General features: G+C 63.2%; 16 protein-coding genes. 8 read left to right on the top strand and 8 right to left on the bottom strand.

Annotation, left to right across the window (positions count from 1 at the left end; translation table 11 throughout):
• The 5 genes from NKI96_RS07665 (at position 1) to NKI96_RS07645 (ending at position 5,302) form a co-directional block, all read left to right on the top strand.
• Positions 1 to 1,125, top strand: coding sequence for a sugar ABC transporter substrate-binding protein (locus NKI96_RS07665; protein ID WP_023682221.1), 1,125 nt, complete (start codon positions 1 to 3; stop codon positions 1,123 to 1,125).
• Positions 1,126 to 1,219: 94 nt separating this feature from the next.
• The gene (locus tag NKI96_RS07660; RefSeq protein ID WP_352803604.1) at positions 1,220 to 2,785 is read left to right on the top strand and encodes a sugar ABC transporter ATP-binding protein; all 1,566 of its coding nucleotides are present in this window, start codon (positions 1,220 to 1,222) and stop codon (positions 2,783 to 2,785) included.
• Entirely contained in the window at positions 2,782 to 3,762 is a 981-nt protein-coding gene (locus tag NKI96_RS07655; protein ID WP_023725417.1) for an ABC transporter permease, read from the top strand. The genes NKI96_RS07660 and NKI96_RS07655 overlap by 4 nt, the downstream gene beginning before the upstream one ends.
• Positions 3,759 to 4,745, top strand: coding sequence for an ABC transporter permease (locus tag NKI96_RS07650; protein WP_023673071.1), 987 nt, complete (start codon positions 3,759 to 3,761; stop codon positions 4,743 to 4,745). The genes NKI96_RS07655 and NKI96_RS07650 overlap by 4 nt, the downstream gene beginning before the upstream one ends.
• 2 nt (positions 4,746 to 4,747) lie before the next feature.
• On the top strand, positions 4,748 to 5,302 hold the full coding sequence (locus NKI96_RS07645; protein ID WP_023673072.1) for a gluconokinase: 555 nt from the start codon (positions 4,748 to 4,750) through the stop codon (positions 5,300 to 5,302).
• Here NKI96_RS07645 and NKI96_RS07640 read toward each other — a convergent pair.
• Positions 5,297 to 6,442 carry a hypothetical protein gene (locus NKI96_RS07640; RefSeq protein ID WP_023821809.1) on the bottom strand — a complete coding sequence of 382 codons (1,146 nt, stop codon included), beginning with the start codon at positions 6,440 to 6,442 and terminating at the stop codon, positions 5,297 to 5,299. The two genes, NKI96_RS07645 and NKI96_RS07640, sit on opposite strands and share 6 nt — an antisense overlap.
• A 113-nt stretch (positions 6,443 to 6,555) precedes the next feature.
• On the opposite strand from NKI96_RS07640, the gene NKI96_RS07635 reads away from it, so the two are divergent.
• Complete coding sequence (locus NKI96_RS07635; protein WP_352803600.1) at positions 6,556 to 8,097, top strand: acyl--CoA ligase; 1,542 nt, start codon at positions 6,556 to 6,558, stop codon at positions 8,095 to 8,097.
• 62 nt (positions 8,098 to 8,159) lie between these two features.
• Here NKI96_RS07635 and NKI96_RS07630 read toward each other — a convergent pair whose 3' ends face one another.
• Together NKI96_RS07630 and NKI96_RS07625 are read right to left on the bottom strand one after the other, a co-directional pair.
• Positions 8,160 to 8,609, bottom strand: coding sequence for an RrF2 family transcriptional regulator (locus tag NKI96_RS07630; protein WP_023673075.1), 450 nt, complete (start codon positions 8,607 to 8,609; stop codon positions 8,160 to 8,162).
• Positions 8,610 to 8,869: 260 nt separating this feature from the next.
• Positions 8,870 to 9,856, bottom strand: coding sequence for a sulfate ABC transporter substrate-binding protein (locus NKI96_RS07625; RefSeq protein ID WP_023690805.1), 987 nt, complete (start codon positions 9,854 to 9,856; stop codon positions 8,870 to 8,872).
• Positions 9,857 to 10,096: 240 nt separating this feature from the next.
• On the opposite strand from NKI96_RS07625, the gene NKI96_RS07620 reads away from it, so the two are divergent.
• Both NKI96_RS07620 and NKI96_RS07615 read left to right on the top strand, forming a co-directional pair.
• Positions 10,097 to 10,369 carry an AbrB/MazE/SpoVT family DNA-binding domain-containing protein gene (locus NKI96_RS07620; RefSeq protein WP_023690806.1) on the top strand — a complete coding sequence of 91 codons (273 nt, stop codon included), beginning with the start codon at positions 10,097 to 10,099 and terminating at the stop codon, positions 10,367 to 10,369.
• Positions 10,369 to 10,767, top strand: a complete 399-nt coding sequence (locus NKI96_RS07615) for a type II toxin-antitoxin system VapC family toxin (protein ID WP_023690807.1) — start codon at positions 10,369 to 10,371, stop codon at positions 10,765 to 10,767. Before NKI96_RS07620 ends, NKI96_RS07615 begins: the two co-directional genes overlap by 1 nt.
• A 14-nt stretch (positions 10,768 to 10,781) precedes the next feature.
• On the opposite strand, the gene NKI96_RS07610 is transcribed toward NKI96_RS07615, so the two are convergent.
• The 5 genes from NKI96_RS07610 to NKI96_RS07590 all read right to left on the bottom strand — a co-directional run bounded on the left by NKI96_RS07610 (position 10,782) and on the right by NKI96_RS07590 (position 15,581).
• A complete protein-coding gene (locus NKI96_RS07610; RefSeq protein ID WP_023673079.1) occupies positions 10,782 to 11,822 on the bottom strand; it encodes a sulfate/molybdate ABC transporter ATP-binding protein in 1,041 nt (346 codons plus the stop codon).
• 69 nt (positions 11,823 to 11,891) lie between these two features.
• Entirely contained in the window at positions 11,892 to 12,776 is an 885-nt protein-coding gene (cysW, locus tag NKI96_RS07605) for a sulfate ABC transporter permease subunit CysW (RefSeq protein WP_023690809.1), read from the bottom strand.
• Complete coding sequence (gene cysT, locus NKI96_RS07600; RefSeq protein ID WP_023687973.1) at positions 12,769 to 13,620, bottom strand: sulfate ABC transporter permease subunit CysT; 852 nt, start codon at positions 13,618 to 13,620, stop codon at positions 12,769 to 12,771. The genes cysW and cysT overlap by 8 nt, the downstream gene beginning before the upstream one ends.
• An 18-nt stretch (positions 13,621 to 13,638) precedes the next feature.
• Positions 13,639 to 14,667 carry a sulfate ABC transporter substrate-binding protein gene (locus tag NKI96_RS07595; RefSeq protein WP_023673082.1) on the bottom strand — a complete coding sequence of 343 codons (1,029 nt, stop codon included), beginning with the start codon at positions 14,665 to 14,667 and terminating at the stop codon, positions 13,639 to 13,641.
• Between the two features lie 230 nt (positions 14,668 to 14,897).
• The gene (locus NKI96_RS07590) at positions 14,898 to 15,581 is read right to left on the bottom strand and encodes a M15 family metallopeptidase (RefSeq protein WP_023735998.1); all 684 of its coding nucleotides are present in this window, start codon (positions 15,579 to 15,581) and stop codon (positions 14,898 to 14,900) included.
• Positions 15,582 to 15,587: the final 6 nt, after the last annotated feature.

Below are 15,587 nucleotides of genomic sequence, written 5' to 3'. Positions count from 1 at the left end.
ATGATCAAGTCACTTGTTGGTGGCATCGTTGCCGCCACTGCATTCGTCATGCTGAGTTCGTCGGCCATGGCCGACCCGGAAGTTGTCAAGGGCCCGTCGGCTGAGCCGGATTGCTTTGCGCCCTGGGCGGCCGATACGCAGTTCTTCAAGTTCCCCAAGAAAGACGGCCCATACCGCATCGCGCTCGCCAATGGCTATATCGCCAACACCTGGCGCATCCAGATGGTGCAGACCGCCAAGGCCTATGCGGCCCAGCCGGAGGTCGCCGCGAAACTGAAGGAATTCAAGGTCGTCTCGACCGGCGAGGACGTGCCGGCTCAGATTTCGGCGATCAACAACTTCATCGATTCCGGCTATGACGCGATCGTCGTCAACGCCCAGAACCCGACCGCTTTCGGGCCGGTCATCAAGCGCGCCAAGGAAGCTGGCGTCATCCTCGTCGCCTTCGACAATATTCTCGATACCAAGGACGCCATCAACGTCAATGTCGACCAGAAGGGCCTTGGCGAATTGTGGGGCAAATGGCTGGTCGGGCATGTGCCGAATGGCGGCAAGGTGCTCGAAGTGCGCGGCGTTGCCGGGACTTCCGTCGACACCGACCGTCACAACGGAATCCATGAAGCGCTCGATGCCTCCGGCAAGAAATGGGACGTCACCGAGGTGGTCGGCAAATGGGACGACGGCGTGGCGCAGAAAGCCACGGCCGACGCCATTGCCACCAACGGCCCATTCGACGGCATCACCGGGCAAGGCGGCGACACCGGCATCGTGCAGGCGATGATCGATGCCAAGCATGCTTTCGTGCCGTTCGGCGGCGAGACCGAGAACGGTTTCCGCAAGTTCTGCGCGGCACATGCCGGTGACGGGCTGAAATGCTCATCGGCTGGCACCGGTCCGGCGCAGGTCGCGGTCGCCATCAAGACGGCGATTGCCGCGCTCGAAGGCAACGTCGTGCCGCAGGCGGTGAAACTGCCGCTGGCGATCGTCGAGGATCCAAACTTCAAGGCCGGTCAGGATTTCTTCCCCGACCAGTCCGACAATTTCTTCGTCGGCAATTCCTTCCCGACCTGCGGCATCAATTTCACCGCGCAGGAAATTATGGGCCAGACCAAAGCTGACCAATAGGGGCTGACCAATAGGCGGCATATCCGGCGCCGCGGGATCTCCGCGGCGCCGGCCACTCGATATCCCTTGAAGTCAAACTGCCTCGGGAGGGCCGATGGACGGTGCGGTTCCGCTCTTCCGGATGGAAGGCATATCCAAGCGCTATGGTGGTGTGCGGGCGCTGGAAAAGGCCGAGCTTTCGGTCTCGTCCGGTAGCATCCACGCCATTCTCGGCGAAAACGGCGCCGGCAAATCGACGCTGATCAAGGTCATGGCGGGCGTCGTCGCGCCCGACGAAGGCCGCATGATGCTGAACGGCGGCGAGGTGACGTTCGCTTCGCCTGCTGCTGCAAACAAGTCCGGCATCGTCTGCATCTTCCAGGAGCTGTCGCTGGTTCCCGAACTCAGCGTTGCCGACAACATCGTCATCTCCGATCCGCCGAAGCGTTTCGGCATGATCGACCGCAAGGCGCAGCGCCGCATTGCCGAGGATGCGCTGGCACGCGCAGGTGCGGCCGATATCCATCCATTGGCGCTGGTCAAGGATCTTCCGCTTTCAAGAAGACAGATGGTCGAGATTGCCAAGGCATTGGCCAGGAAGCCGCGCATCCTGATCCTCGACGAGGCGACCTCGGCGCTGACCGCGGCGGACGTCGCCAGAATATTCAGCGTGCTCAAGCGGTTGCGCTCGGAAGGGCTGGCGCTGCTTTACATTTCGCACCGCATGAACGAGATCGCCGAGCTTGCCGACCACTGCACGGTGTTTCGCAACGGCCGCAATGTCGCCAGCTACAAGGCAGGCACAAAGAGCGACAACGAAGTCGTCGAACTGATGATCGGGCGCGAATACAGCCATATTTTCCCGCCGAAACCCGCGCGCGCTGCCGCCGCCGCCGTTCCTGTGCTGGAGGCGCGCAAGCTGTCCTGGACGGACCGGCTGGACGATGTCTCGCTGACGGTCGGGGCAGGCGAGGTCGTCGGCCTTGGCGGCCTGGACGGCCAGGGCCAGCGCGAATTGCTGCTTGCCTTTTTCGGTGTGCTGCGCGGTCTCGGCGGCCAGATCCTTATCGACGGCAAGCCGGTTTCGATTGCCAGCCCGCAAGCGGCGCGCGACGACCGCATCGGCATGGCGCTGATCCCGGAGGACCGCAAGACCGAAGGCCTGATGCTGCCGATGACGGTGCGCGAGAACCTCTCCTTTGCCGCCCTAGACCGGCTGTCCAAGGCCGGCATCATCGACCGCGCCGCCGAACAGCGGCTGATCGACGACATGGTCGGGCTGCTGGCGATCAAGACGGCCGGCCTCGACATTCCGGTCGGTGCGCTGTCGGGGGGCAACCAGCAGAAGGTGGTCATCGCCAAATGGCTGATGCGCCAGCCGCGCATCATCCTGCTCAACGATCCGACGCGCGGCATCGACGTCGGCACCAAGCAGGAACTCTATCAACTGATGCGCAAGCTGGCGGATGCGGGGGCGGCGATCCTGTTCTATTCGACCGACTATGACGAACTGATCGGCTGCTGCGACCGCGTGCTGGTGCTCTATGACGGCGCGGTCAAGCGCGAGCTGGTCGGGGCCGAGATCACCGAGCGGGCGCTCATTGCAAGCGCGCTCAACATTCACGGCGATGACGGCGGCGCGAGAGACGATGCCGGCGCAAGACAGGGAGCGGACGCGTGAAAGAGTGGCGCTACTGGCTGGCCGAGCAGCGCGGAACACTGATGGCACTCGGCATATTCATTGTCATGTTCGTCATCTACACCTCGAACCATCCGGCGGGCTTCACCGCCAATGTCGTGCAGACGGCGTCCAACAAGGGCGTGCTGCTCGCCTTCGTCGCCATGGCGCAGACACTGGTCGTGATCACCGCCGGCATCGACCTCTCCGTCGGCATGATCTTCACGCTGACCAATTGCCTCGCCTCCTGGCTGGTCATCGGCACCGGCCTCGAGACCGCTTTCGGCGTCATCGCCGTGCTCGGCACCGGGCTCCTGTGCGGGGCGATCAACGGCGCCATCGTCATCTACGGCCGCCTGCAGCCGATCGTCGCCACGATCGCCACGGGTGCGGTCTATTTCGGCATCGCGCTGCTGCTCAGGCCGTTTCCCGGCGGTTCGGTCAACGAAGGTCTCGCCGACGCGCTGACCGGACGCCTGTTCGGCGTGATGCCGGCGAGCCTGGTCGTGCTGCTCGCCGTCGTGCTCGTGGTCTGGGTACCGTTCAGCCGCTCGGTGCTCGGGCGGGCGGCCTATGCGGCCGGCTCGTCGGAGACGGCGGCCTACATGTCCGGTGTGCCGATAAGGCGCGGCAAGTTCGCTGCCTACGCGCTCGCAGGCCTGTTGGCCGCGATCGGCGGACTGTTCCTGACCTTCTTCACCTATACCGGCGATGCAGCCTATGCCAGCGGCAACGCCTATACGCTGTTTTCGATTGCCGCCGTGGTGCTGGGCGGCGTCTCGCTGTTTGGCGGCAAGGGCAGCGCCATCGGCGCCATCTTCGGCGCGCTGGCCTTCCGCACCATCGGCGACCTGTTGTTCGTTTTCGATTTCGATCCGCTATGGCAGCCGCTGTTCCAGGGCGTTATCCTGCTGGTCGCGGTCAGCCTTGGCGCCTTTGCGCTGTTTCGGGTCCGCAACCGGCTGGAGTGGTTCCTGTGAGCGAAACGACATTGGGCGGTATCGCCGGCCGCATGCCGAAATTCATCCGCCGCGCCGATCCGGCGGTGCTGACGGCCTTCGCCTGCATCGTGCTGTTGCTGTTCCTAGGCAGCCTCTATTCCAGGAGCTTTCTGTCGCCTGAATATCTCTTGCAGCAGCTCAAGGTGGCCTCGTTCCTCGGCGTCATCGCCACAGGCATGATGCTGGTCATCCTGCTAGGCCAGATCGACCTGTCGGTGCCGTGGGCGGTGGCGGCGGGCGCGATGATGGCGTGTGCGGCCGCGGCCTATGGCCCGATCGGTGTGGCGCTGGCCATCCCGTTCGGCATCTTCTGCGGGGTGCTGATCGGCATCGTCAACGGCTTTGGCGTCGCCTATTTGCGCATACCCTCGATGATCATCACGCTCGCCACCAACGCTGTCGCGCAAGGGCTCATGGTCGTTTATACCGGCGGCTACTCGCCACAGGATTCGGCCACCGGCGCCATGCGCTATCTTGCGACAGGTTTTACCATTCCTGGCGTGCCTAACGCCGTCATCATCTGGGCGCTGATTGGTGCCGCGATGGTGTTCGTGCTGTCCCGCACCAGCTTCGGCCGCACCGTCTACGGCATCGGCAACCGCGAGCGTGCCGCCTATCTCTCCGGCATCGATACAAGGCGCGTGGTGATGATCGCCTTCGCTATCTCAGGCGGGCTGTCCGCCTTTGGCGGAGTGCTTCTCGCCGGCTATGCCTCCAAGGCGGCGCAATCGATGGGCGATGCCTATCTCCTGCCGTCGATCGCCGCCGTGGTTCTGGGCGGCACCTCGATCCTGGGTGGCCGCGGCTCCTATCTCGGTACCGTCGCCGGTGTCATCCTGATCACGCTCCTGCAGTCCATCCTTTCGGTCATGCAGATGCCGGAGGCGGGGCGGCAGATCGTCTATGGCCTGGTCATCGTTGCCATGCTCCTGCTCTACGGCCGCGCGCCGGCAAGCCGCTGACCGTGGACGAAAAGACCGCAAAGGCGCCAATGGGCGCTACCGGCTCAGTGCCTCGGGCCATTGTGGTGATGGGCGTCGCCGGCTGCGGAAAATCGGCTGTCGGCAAAGCATTGGCAGCAGAGGAAGGGGCCGTCTTTGTCGAAGGCGACAGGCTGCACCCACCCGAAAACGTCGCCCGCATGGCGAGCGGTGAGCCGCTCACAGATCAACTGCGTGAGGGCTGGCTCGATGCCATTGGCGAGCGGATCGCGGACCTGACCGGCAGCGGCCAAAGCGTGGTTGCCGCCTGCTCGGCGCTGAAGCGCAGCTACCGCGATCGTCTGCGTGGCTTCCGCCGGGATATCGATTTCATCTATCTGAAGATCGATCCCGCAACCGCCAAGCAGCGTGTCGCCAACCGCAAGGGCCATTTCATGCCGGCAAGCCTGGTCGAAAGCCAGTTCGCCATCCTTGAGCCGCCTGGCGCCGACGAGCGGGCGCTGACGGCCGACGCCACACTTCCAGTGGCTGAAATCGTCACCGCCGTTGCCAGCCTGCTGGCCGGCGCAAAATCATGAACCACCCTCGTCGGGCAAGGCGGTTTCCGGCCGTTCGGTGAACCGGTCGGCGCCGGACCAGACCATCATTTGCTCGGGATAGAGTTTCAGCGCCTCCAGCAAGCGGTCGCGCTTGAGCAATATGTACTCGGCCTGCAGCGCCATGTTCTTGGCGCCGGCTCTGGCCGCGCGCTCGCCGGCCTCTGCCGGGGCCGGCACCAGTTCGGGACTTAGGACGGCGCGGTATTGGCGGAACGGATCGGTCTCAAAGGTCGACATGGAAAACAGCGCCGCCTTGCCTCTGGCAGCGAAATTCGTCGGCGCCGAGGCGAGGTGAGTCCAGCCGCTCTCGCCAAGGCCGACTTCGGTGAATGTCGAGCCGGCATGCACCGTGTTGGTCACCAATACGACGCCGTTGCTGCCAAGGATCTTCTGGATCCGGCCGGTGACCTGGTAGGCGTCGTTGCGGTCGAACACGATCCGGCTTTTCAGGAAACGGTTCTCGACCCGAACCATCGGCGGGTTCAGGAAGCGCAAGCCGAAGGTCGAATCGGATATGCCGTGAGCCCTGACGCTGAGCTGGTGTGTCTCGATGCCGGCTTCATGGAGAGCGCGTTTGCCGATGATGGTCTGGGTCGTGAACTGATCGCACCAGATGATAGCGCCGTGGCCGCGCTTCAGCGCCGCTTGCAGGCCTTCCCGGCCCTCCAGCCGGATATCAGGTGACCAGCGGCGGCCGATGAGATGCGCGGCAAGCAGCAGACGCCGGCGGTGGTTGGCGCAGAGCAAGGCCCTGAACTGCCTTTGCGCATCGATGCCATTGCCGAGCACGGCGCGCGTCGCGGCGGCGTAGCGCACGAAATCCTTGCGGATATGGCGCTTGAGGCGCAGCCCCGATACGCGGCTGCAGATCGCGGCCCACCAATTGACCGGCAGCAATGCCGCGACCCCGAGATAAAAGGCGGCCAGCAGCAGCTCGCGGAGATCCCTGTTGTTGAAGGTGCGCAACTTGCCGGCGCGGACCTGCTTGCGGCTGAAGAAGCGAACATTCTCGGCGCGTTCGGGCACCAGGATGTCGGCGATGATTTCCGTATGATAAATGACGGCGGAAGATGGTGTCCGGTCGGCTTTCCGGGATTTTCCCAACCACGGCAGCCTCATCCGATCGGTGTCCACCTGTTCTTGCGTGCGTCCGGAAATCGCTTTACTGCGTCTGCCACGGGCGCGCAATCGGCGCCGGCAAGGCCATGGTGAACGCCATTCAGGGTTCGAACTTGAAACAGGCCCTATCGGTAGCACTTCCTCAACTGGCGCCCTGGCAGCCGGCTGCTGTGGCGCTGATGGCGCCGGACCGGCCATCCCTGAGCTTTGCCGGCCTCGCCAATCTTGTCGACAAGCTCTGCGGCGATCTCGCCAGGCGTGGCGTTGCCCGCGGCACGGCCGTCGGCATCGTCTTGCCCAACGGCCCGGAAATGGCGGCCTGTTTCCTGGCTGTCTCGGCGTTGGCGACGGCTGCGCCGCTCAATCCGGCTTACGGCGAAGACGAATTCCGCTTCTATCTCGGCGATCTCGATGTGAAGCTGCTGCTGTGCGGACAAGGCATGGGCGATGCCGCGCGCAACGCCGCAAAGGGGCTCGGCATTGCGGTGCTCGACGTCGTCGTGACCGACGGCGCCAAGGCCGGCGAGTTTCTCCTGTTGGGCGACGCCGAACTTGCGGCTGCCGGCGAGGCACGCCGCGACAAGGTGCAGCTCAACGGGCCCGACGATTTCACGCTTGTCCTGCACACATCGGGAACCACGGCGCGGCCGAAGATCGTCGGCTTGCGGCAGCGCAATCTGAAGGCATCGATGGCCAACATCGCCAGCACCCTGGCGCTGTCGGCAGACGATATCTGCCTCACCGTGATGCCGCTGTTCCACATTCACGGGCTGATGGCGGCGCTCAGCGCGCAGCTGGCAGTCGGCGGCGCTGTTGTCTGCACGCCGGGCTTCAACCCGCTCAAATTCTACGGCTGGCTGGGCGACTTCAGGCCGAGCTGGTACAGCGCGGTGCCGACCATGCATCAGGCGATCCTGGCGCGCGCCGCGCGCAATGGCGACACCATCGCGGCTGCGAGGTTGCGCTTCATCCGCTCGTCTTCGGCCGCACTTCCGGACACCGTGTTCCGCGACCTCGAGCGCGTCTTCGGCTGTCCGGTGGTCGAGGCCTATGGCATGACCGAGGCGGCGCACCAGATGACATCCAATGGCCTGCCGCCGGCGCGCCGCAAGCCAGGCTCCGTCGGCCTGCCTGCGGGTCCGCAGGTGACGATCCTGGACGACAAGGGGACGATCCTGCCGGCGGGTGAAAAGGGCGAGATCGCGGTGCGCGGCGCCAACATCCATGATGGCTATCTCGACAATCCGGTGGCCAATGAAGCTGCCTTCAGCGATGGCTGGTTCCGCACCGGCGACCAGGGCCTCATCGACGAGGATGGCGATCTGAAGATCACCGGGCGGCTGAAGGAGATCATCAATCGCGGCGGCGAAAAGATCTCGCCGCTCGAGGTCGACAATGTGCTGCTCGATCATCCGCTGGTGGCGCAGGCGGTGACCTTCGCCGTGCCGCACGCCATGCTCGGCGAAGAGGTGGGTGCGGCCATCGTGCTGGCCGAGGGCGCCATCGCCGATGCCGAGCAGATTCGTGATTTCGCGCGCAGCCGGATCGTCGAGTTCAAGGTGCCGCGCCACATCCTGTTTCTCCAGGAGATACCCAAGGGTCCCACAGGCAAGATCCAGCGCGTCGGCCTGGCCGGCAAGCTCGGCCTGGTCTGAGGACTCTCATTTGAGCATGATCTTGTCCGAACCGGTTCCCACTTTCGGGATCATGCTCGAATTTAGATCTGCGACGTCAGCTCGACCGGAAAATCATCATTGTCGGCGTCGCGCATGGCGGCGAGGCTGCGATTGTCCAGCACTTCGGCGATCGCCTGGCGCACTTCCAGCATCATGTGCCGGACCTGGCAGGTCGCCTCGTCGCAATCCTCGCAGCGCTGGTATTGCGTGCGGCTGGCGCAGGGTATGGGAGCGAGCGGGCCGTCCAGCACGCGCACGACGTGGCCGATCTTGATTTCGGAAGCCGGCCGGGCGAGGCGATAACCGCCTTCCTTGCCCTTGCGGCTGAGGACGAAGCCGGCATTGCGCAGCTCGCCCAGAATGGCATCCAGGAATTTCTTCGGGATGTTGTTGGCGATCGCGATGTCGTTGACGAATGCAAGCTGGCCGACCGGCAGGCCGGAAAGATGCACGAGGGCCTTGAGGCCGTATTTGCCTTTTTTGGTAAGCATGCCCGCTTCAGTTCATGAAAACCCCAACCACCCGCATCTGGCGGTTGTTTGTGTGCAAATCATGACGTTTCGCCTGAACAACCCGGTTTCGCGTAGAACAAGCCGCCCGGTTGAGATGTTAGGCACAAAGGCGTTGATTCTTTGTAACGTTTTCGCCGATCGCGACAGATTCCGCCTGAAAGCCGTTTGTCGGCGCGCGAAATCAAAAAAGCCGGCAAAGCGCCGGCTTTCTTGTGAGGTGAGGTCGAACGCTGCTGATATCAGCGGCTGCCATAGGTCTGGTCGAGCAGACCGCCGGCGGCGAAGTGCTCCTTCTGTACCTTGTCCCAGCCGCCAAAGACGTCTTCCACCGTCAGCAGGCGGACATCGGGGAAGTCGGCCTTGTATTTTGCCGCGACTTCAGCGTTGCGGGCGCGCAGGCCATTTTCAGCCGCGATGGTCTGGCCCTCGGGCGTGTAGAGGAAATCGAGATAGGTCTTGGCGAGGTCACGGCTGCCGTGCTCGTCGGCGACCTTGTCGACGATCGCCACCGGGAATTCGGCGAGCAGGCTGACCGTTGGCGTGACCTGTTCGAACTTGTCGTTGCCATACTCCTTGCGGATGCCGCGCGTTTCCGACTCGAAGGTGATCAGTACGTCGCCGATCTCGCGCTGCACGAAGGTGGTGGTGGCGGCGCGCCCGCCGGTGTCGAAGATCGGCACGTTGTTGAACAGCTTGGTGACGAACTCCTTCACCTTGGCGTCGTCGCCCTTGAAGGCTTCCTTGGCGTAGGCGGTTGCGGCCAGATAGGTGTAGCGCGCATTGCCCGAGGTCTTGGGGTTGGGGAAGATCACCTGCACGTCGTCGCGCACGAGGTCGTTCCAGTCCTTGATGTGCTTGGGGTTGCCCGCGCGGACGAGAAAGGATGGGAGCGAATAGAAGGGCGAGGCGTTGTCGGGGAAATCCTTCTGCCAGTCGGCGGCGACGAGGCCTTTCTTGACCAGAAAGTCGATGTCGGTGACCTGGTTGAAGGTGACGACATCGGCGCCGAGGCCTTCGGCAATGGCGCGCGCCTGCGCCGAGGTGCCGGCGTGCGACTGGTCGACGGTGACGCCCGGATGGCCGGCGACGAAAGCCTTGTTCACCTGGGCGAACAATTCGCGGCCGACATCATAGGAAGCGTTGAGCAATTTGTCGGCCGACCAGGCCTGCGAACAGGCGAGGATCAGGCCGGCGACAGTGGCGACGCTGAGGAAAAATCGCTTCATGAAAACAGGCTCCGATGTGCAATGCGTTGCCAGAACATAGCCGGGCCGGAGGGTGTACTGCGAGGCACACGGGGCAGACGTATGGCGTTGCAGCGAAAAAGAAATCGCTGAAGCAGGTTATCGGCGAAATTTCATTCCAGCCGAAATGCCGATGCGTTGGGGTTTTCTGTGGTTTGCAATTCGAGGCCGAGTGGCATATACAAATGGCATATACAAGTGGAACAGACAGGGGAGGCTGCCATGCCGCAGCACCGTCACTCAATACCACCGTCCAGGGAGGCGAAGTTGTTTCGCAACAACCGCAGTCAGGCGGTTCGCATCCCTGTCGAATTCGAGCTGCCTGGCGAGAAGGTCCTGATCAGCCGCGATGGCGACCGGCTGATCATCGAGCCGGTCCGCCAACCAGGCCTCACCGCCTTGCTCACCCAATGGGCGAAAGAGCCGCCGCTTGGTCCTGAAGACGACTTTCCCGAGATCCATGATGCGCCCGTGGGGCCTGAGGATATCTTTTGATGCGGTTCATGCTGGACACCAACATTCTCAGCGACATGATCCGAAACCCTGCCGGCAAGGCTGCCAGTGCGGCGGTTCGCGCGGGAGACGGTGCCCTGTGCACCAGCATCGTTGTCGCCTCGGAGCTGCGTTATGGCTGCGCCCGCAAGAGATCGGCCAAGCTGCTCGCCAAGGTGGAGGAATTGCTCGCCGAGGTTCCTGTGTTGCCGCTCGATGTGCCGATGGATAACGAATACGGAGCACTTCGTGCCGAGCTGGAGGCCAGAGGCCAGCCAATCGGCCACAATGATCTTTTCATTGCTGTCCATGCCTGTGTGTTGGGGACGACACTGGTGACGGCCAACACCGCTGAGTTCCGTCGGATCAAGGGCCTGACGGTCGAGAACTGGCTGGAGTAGCGCCGGATCGATGTCTATGCCGCCGGGAAAAGCTTCCAGCGCCTCGGCCTGAACGCCACCCGGCTCTTCTGCGCCGCAGGATGGTCCACAGGCAGTTCGATCTCGACGCGCTGGCGCTCGCCGCCGATTTCCAGTTCGACGCGTCTTGTGCCGGCGACGCGGCGGCTGGCGGCGACCGTGCCGGCGATGCAGCCGCTGCAGCCGTCGAGCAGTTCGATATCGTGCGGGCGGAAGTACAGCGTCGCATCGCCCTCGGGTGCGTGCGGCGCCGACACGCCGATCGGACGGTCGGCGAGCCAGATCTCGCCATTCTCAACCTTGACCGGCAGCATGCTCGATTCACCGATGAAGGAGTAGACGAAGGGCGAGTTCGGCGTGTCGTAGATCTCGTCGGCGGAGCCGACCTGCTCGATGCGGCCCTGGCTCATCACCACGACGCGGTCGGCAAGCTCGAGCGCCTCTTCCTGGTCGTGGGTGACGAAGACGGTGGTGTGGCCGGTGCGGTCATGGATTTCGCGCAGCCAGCGGCGGAGTTCCCGGCGCACCTGCGCATCGAGGGCGCCGAACGGCTCGTCGAGCAACAGCACCTTGGGCTCGATGGCCATGGCGCGCGCCAGCGCCACGCGCTGGCGCTGGCCACCGGAAAGTTGCGCCGGATAGCGCTTTTCCAGGCCGGAAAGCTGAACGAGATCGAGCAGTTCGGAGGCGCGTCGGCGGATTTCGGCCGCCGGTGGTCGCGACGGTCCATGCCGGACCTTGAGGCCGAAGCCGATATTGTCGGCGACCGTCATGTGCCGGAAGAGCGCATAGTGCTGGAAGACGAAGCCGACATTGCGCTCCTGGATCGAGCGGTGCGAGGCGTCCTCGTCGCCGAAGAAGATCTTTCCGCGCGTCGGCCGCTCCAGGCCGGCGATAAGCCTCAGCAGCGTCGTCTTGCCGGAGCCGGATGGCCCAAGCAGCGCGATCAGCTCACCCGACTTGATGTCAAGCGATACGTCATGGAGGGCCGGAAACCGGTCAAACTCCTTGCGTACGTTGGCAACGCGAACTTCCATCAAATGTCCCTTTTTAGTGGATGCATGTCGTTATCCCAAAACCGCTTCACACTTTTGGGCGACATGCATCTAATGTCCGCGCGTCGCGGCGATCTCGGCGCCGTAGCGCATCTCGAGAAGTGTTTTCAAGACCAGCGTGACCAGCGCCAGGCCGGCAAGCAGCGAAGCGACGGCAAAAGCGCCGACGGCGTTGTACTCGTTGTAGAGGATTTCGACATGCAACGGCATGGTGTTGGTCAGCCCGCGTATGTGGCCCGACACGACCGAGACCGCGCCGAATTCGCCCATCGAGCGGGCGTTGCACAGAAGCACGCCGTAGAGCAATCCCCATTTGACGTTGGGCAGCGTCACGTACCAAAAGGTCTGCCAGCCATTGGCGCCGAGGGAGAGCGCGGCTTCCTCGTCGCCGTTGCCCTGTTCCTGCATCAGCGGGATCAGTTCGCGGGCAACGAAGGGGAAGGTGACGAAGATGGTCGCGAGCACGATGCCGGGCACGGCGAACAAGATCTGGATGCCGTGCGCCTTCAGCCATTCACCGAACAGTCCCTGAGCGCCAAACAAAAGCACATAGACCAGGCCGGAAATGACCGGCGAGACCGAGAAGGGCAGGTCGATCAGCGTGGTCAGAAAAGCCTTGCCCTTGAACTCGAACTTGGCGATCGCCCAGGCAGCCGAAATGCCGAAGACGACGTTAAGCGGCACGGCGATCACCGCCACCAGCAGCGTCAGCCGGATCGCCGAGCGCGTATCGGGATTGGAGAGCGATTCCGTGTAGGCGCCAATGCCTTTCGCCAGCGCCTCGTGGAAGACGATGATCAGCGGCAGCAGCAGGAAGATGGCGAGGAAGGCGAAGGCCACCGCCATCAGCAGCAGCCGCACCGGCCGGCTTTCGGTCACCGCCGCCGACCGGCTCTCGTGATGCGGTTCGTAGGATTTGATCTCGGGGTCAGCCATAGCGCTTGCGACTCCATGACTGCGCCAGGTTGATGACCAGCAGCATCACGAACGACAGCAAAAGCATGATCGCCGCGATCGCGGTGGCCGCCGGATAATTGTACTCCTCGAGCCGGATGACGATCAGAAGCGGTGCGATCTCCGACTTGTAGGGAAGGTTGCCGGCGATGAAGATGACCGAGCCGTATTCGCCGACGCCGCGCGCGAAGGCGAGTGAGAAGCCGGTGATGATGGCCGGCGCCAGGCCGGGAAACAGGATGCGGGTGATGATCTGGAAGCGGTTGGCGCCGAGCGTCGCGGCGGCTTCCTCCACTTCCTTGTCGATCTCCTCCATGATCGGCTGCACCGTGCGCACGACAAACGGCAGGCCGATGAAGACAAGCGCCACGACAATGCCGAGCGGCGTGTAGGCGACCTTGATGCCGAGCGGCGCCAGGAGATGGCCGATCCAGCCATTGGGCGCATAAAGAGTGGTCAGCGCGATACCGGCCACGGCCGTCGGCAGCGCGAAGGGCAGGTCGACCATGGCGTCGACGACGCGGCGGCCGGGGAAGCGGTAGCGCACCAGCACCCAGGCGACGAGCGTGCCGAAGACGACGTTGACGGCGGCTGCGATGAAGGCTGTGCCGAAGCTGATTTCGAGTGCGTTGATGGTCCGGCGGTCGGTGGCGATCGCCCAGAAATCGGTCCAGCCGAGGGCTGCCGAGCGCCAGATCAGGCCCGACAGGGGGATGAGGATGATGAGCGTGAGGTAGGCAAGCGAGAAGCCGAGCGTCAATCCGAAACCCGGAATGACACTCGGCTGTCTGAATCGCCACCCCGCCTTGGCGGGTGCTATGGTCATGTCGTCCTGATCTAAATTCTACTGGGCCGGCTTGTAGATCTGGTCGAATATACCACCATCGCCGAAATGATAAGGCTGTGCCTTCTTCCAGCCGCCAAAAAGCGGATCGTCGATGGAGATCAGCTTGATTTCGGGCGTCTTCGGAATGTCAGCCGCATCCACCAGCTCGGGCTTGGCCGGACGATAGTGGTTCTTGGCGATGATCGTCTGGGCTTCCTTGGAATAGAGCCAGCCGAGATAGGCTTCGGCGACCTTGCGGGTGCCCTTGGCATCGACATTGGCGTCGACGATCGCCACCGGCGGCTCGGCCAGGATCGAGGTCGGGGGATAGACGATCTCGAAATTGTCGGCTCCGAATTCATTGAGCGCCAGATAGGCGTCGTTTTCCCAGCCGATCAGCACGTCGCCGATGCCCTTTTGCGCGAAGGTGACCGTCGAGCCGCGCGCACCGGTGTCGAGCACCGGAGCATTGGCGTAGAGCTTGCCGACGAATTCCTTGTTCTTGGCCTCGTCGCCGCCATCATTGGCGTTGGCATAGGCCCAGGCGGCAAGGTAGTTCCAGCGGGCGCCACCCGACGTCTTCGGGTTCGGCGTGATCACCTGGACACCGTCCTTGACCAGATCGCTCCAGTCGTGGATGCCCTTCGGGTTGCCCTTGCGGACCAGGAAGATGATGGTCGAGGTGTAAGGCGCCGAATTGTTCTCGAACTTCTTGCGCCAGTCCGGGTTGATCTTCTTCGACTTGGTGACGATGGCGTTGATGTCGCCTTCGAGCGCCAGCGTGACCACATCGGCATCGAGGCCGTCGATCACGGCGCGGGCCTGGGCGCCGGAGCCGCCATGCGATTGCTGGATGGTGACCGTCTCGCCGGTCTCGGCCTTCCAGTGTGCGACGAAGGCTTCGTCATAGGCCTTGTAGAGTTCGCGTGTCGGGTCGTAGGACACGTTCAGAATGGTCGTATCGGCAAACGCGAAACCGAGCGTGCCGAACTGGATCGATGTGGCGACCAGTGCGCCGAGCAGTTTCTTGAAATGAGGTTTGGTCATTTCCGCCTCCGTTGATGACGGCTGAACTCTATCGAATTGATAGAAATTAGATGCATTCAACGTTGCATTTTTTGTCCCCCCGAAGGAAATTTTCGCCGATATTGGGTTTCGGAAGGAAATATTTTCCTCATATTGGTCTAACCCGAATCCGGCCGGTTTGACGCTATCTAGGAGCTGACAGCGCAGAAGCAAGGCCGAGCGAGGGAAGGCTCGGTGTAGCACCGGGCGGTTCAGCCCGCAGTGATGGGAAAATCGAAGCGCAGCTTTGGATACGGCTCATCCCGAAGCGTGTAGTGCCACCACTCGCGCGCATAATTCTTGAAGCCGCCGGCGCGCATGGCGTCGAGCAGCCTTTTGCGGTTTGCCGCCGCTTCTGCCGCCAATGGGCGATGGGCGGTTTCGCTTGCCGGGTCGAAACAGTCGAAGCTGGTGCCGAAACCGAGCGTGCCGGCGCCGGCCGCGCCGCAAGCGGCGGATGACTTGTTCTTGCCGTCGCTGCGGGCGATGGCTACATCGACGGTCGAGCCGCGCGAATGGGTTGACAATTCGCCGATATAGCCCTTGGCGATGAGGTCGCCGCGCTGCACCTGAGGGTACCATTGCGGATCGGGCGGGCCGCCCTCTCTGGTCCATTTGCCCATGTCGGCAACGGCGCGGGCCGGGCGGTAGCAGTCGAAGACGACCAGCGTCAGGCCATCGGCGGCGAGCGCTTTCTGCACACCGGACAGCGCTTGCGCAGCTTGCTTCGTGAGTATGCAGATTGGGGCGTCGTAGCCATCGGCCTTGCGATGCAGGAAATTTTCCAGGCCGGCATAGCGGATGTCCTGGCGGATCGAGGGATCGACATCGGCCAAGCGGACGAAGCCGGCGGGCAGGGGATCGGCGTCGGCGGGGGAGCAAGTCGAAACGAACATGGATAG

Source organism: Mesorhizobium sp. M0292 (genome assembly GCF_040321695.1).
Taxonomy (GTDB): domain Bacteria; phylum Pseudomonadota; class Alphaproteobacteria; order Rhizobiales; family Rhizobiaceae; genus Mesorhizobium.
The sequence above is the reverse complement of the archived record's forward strand: the minus strand, read 5'-3'. Positions and strand labels throughout refer to the sequence as shown.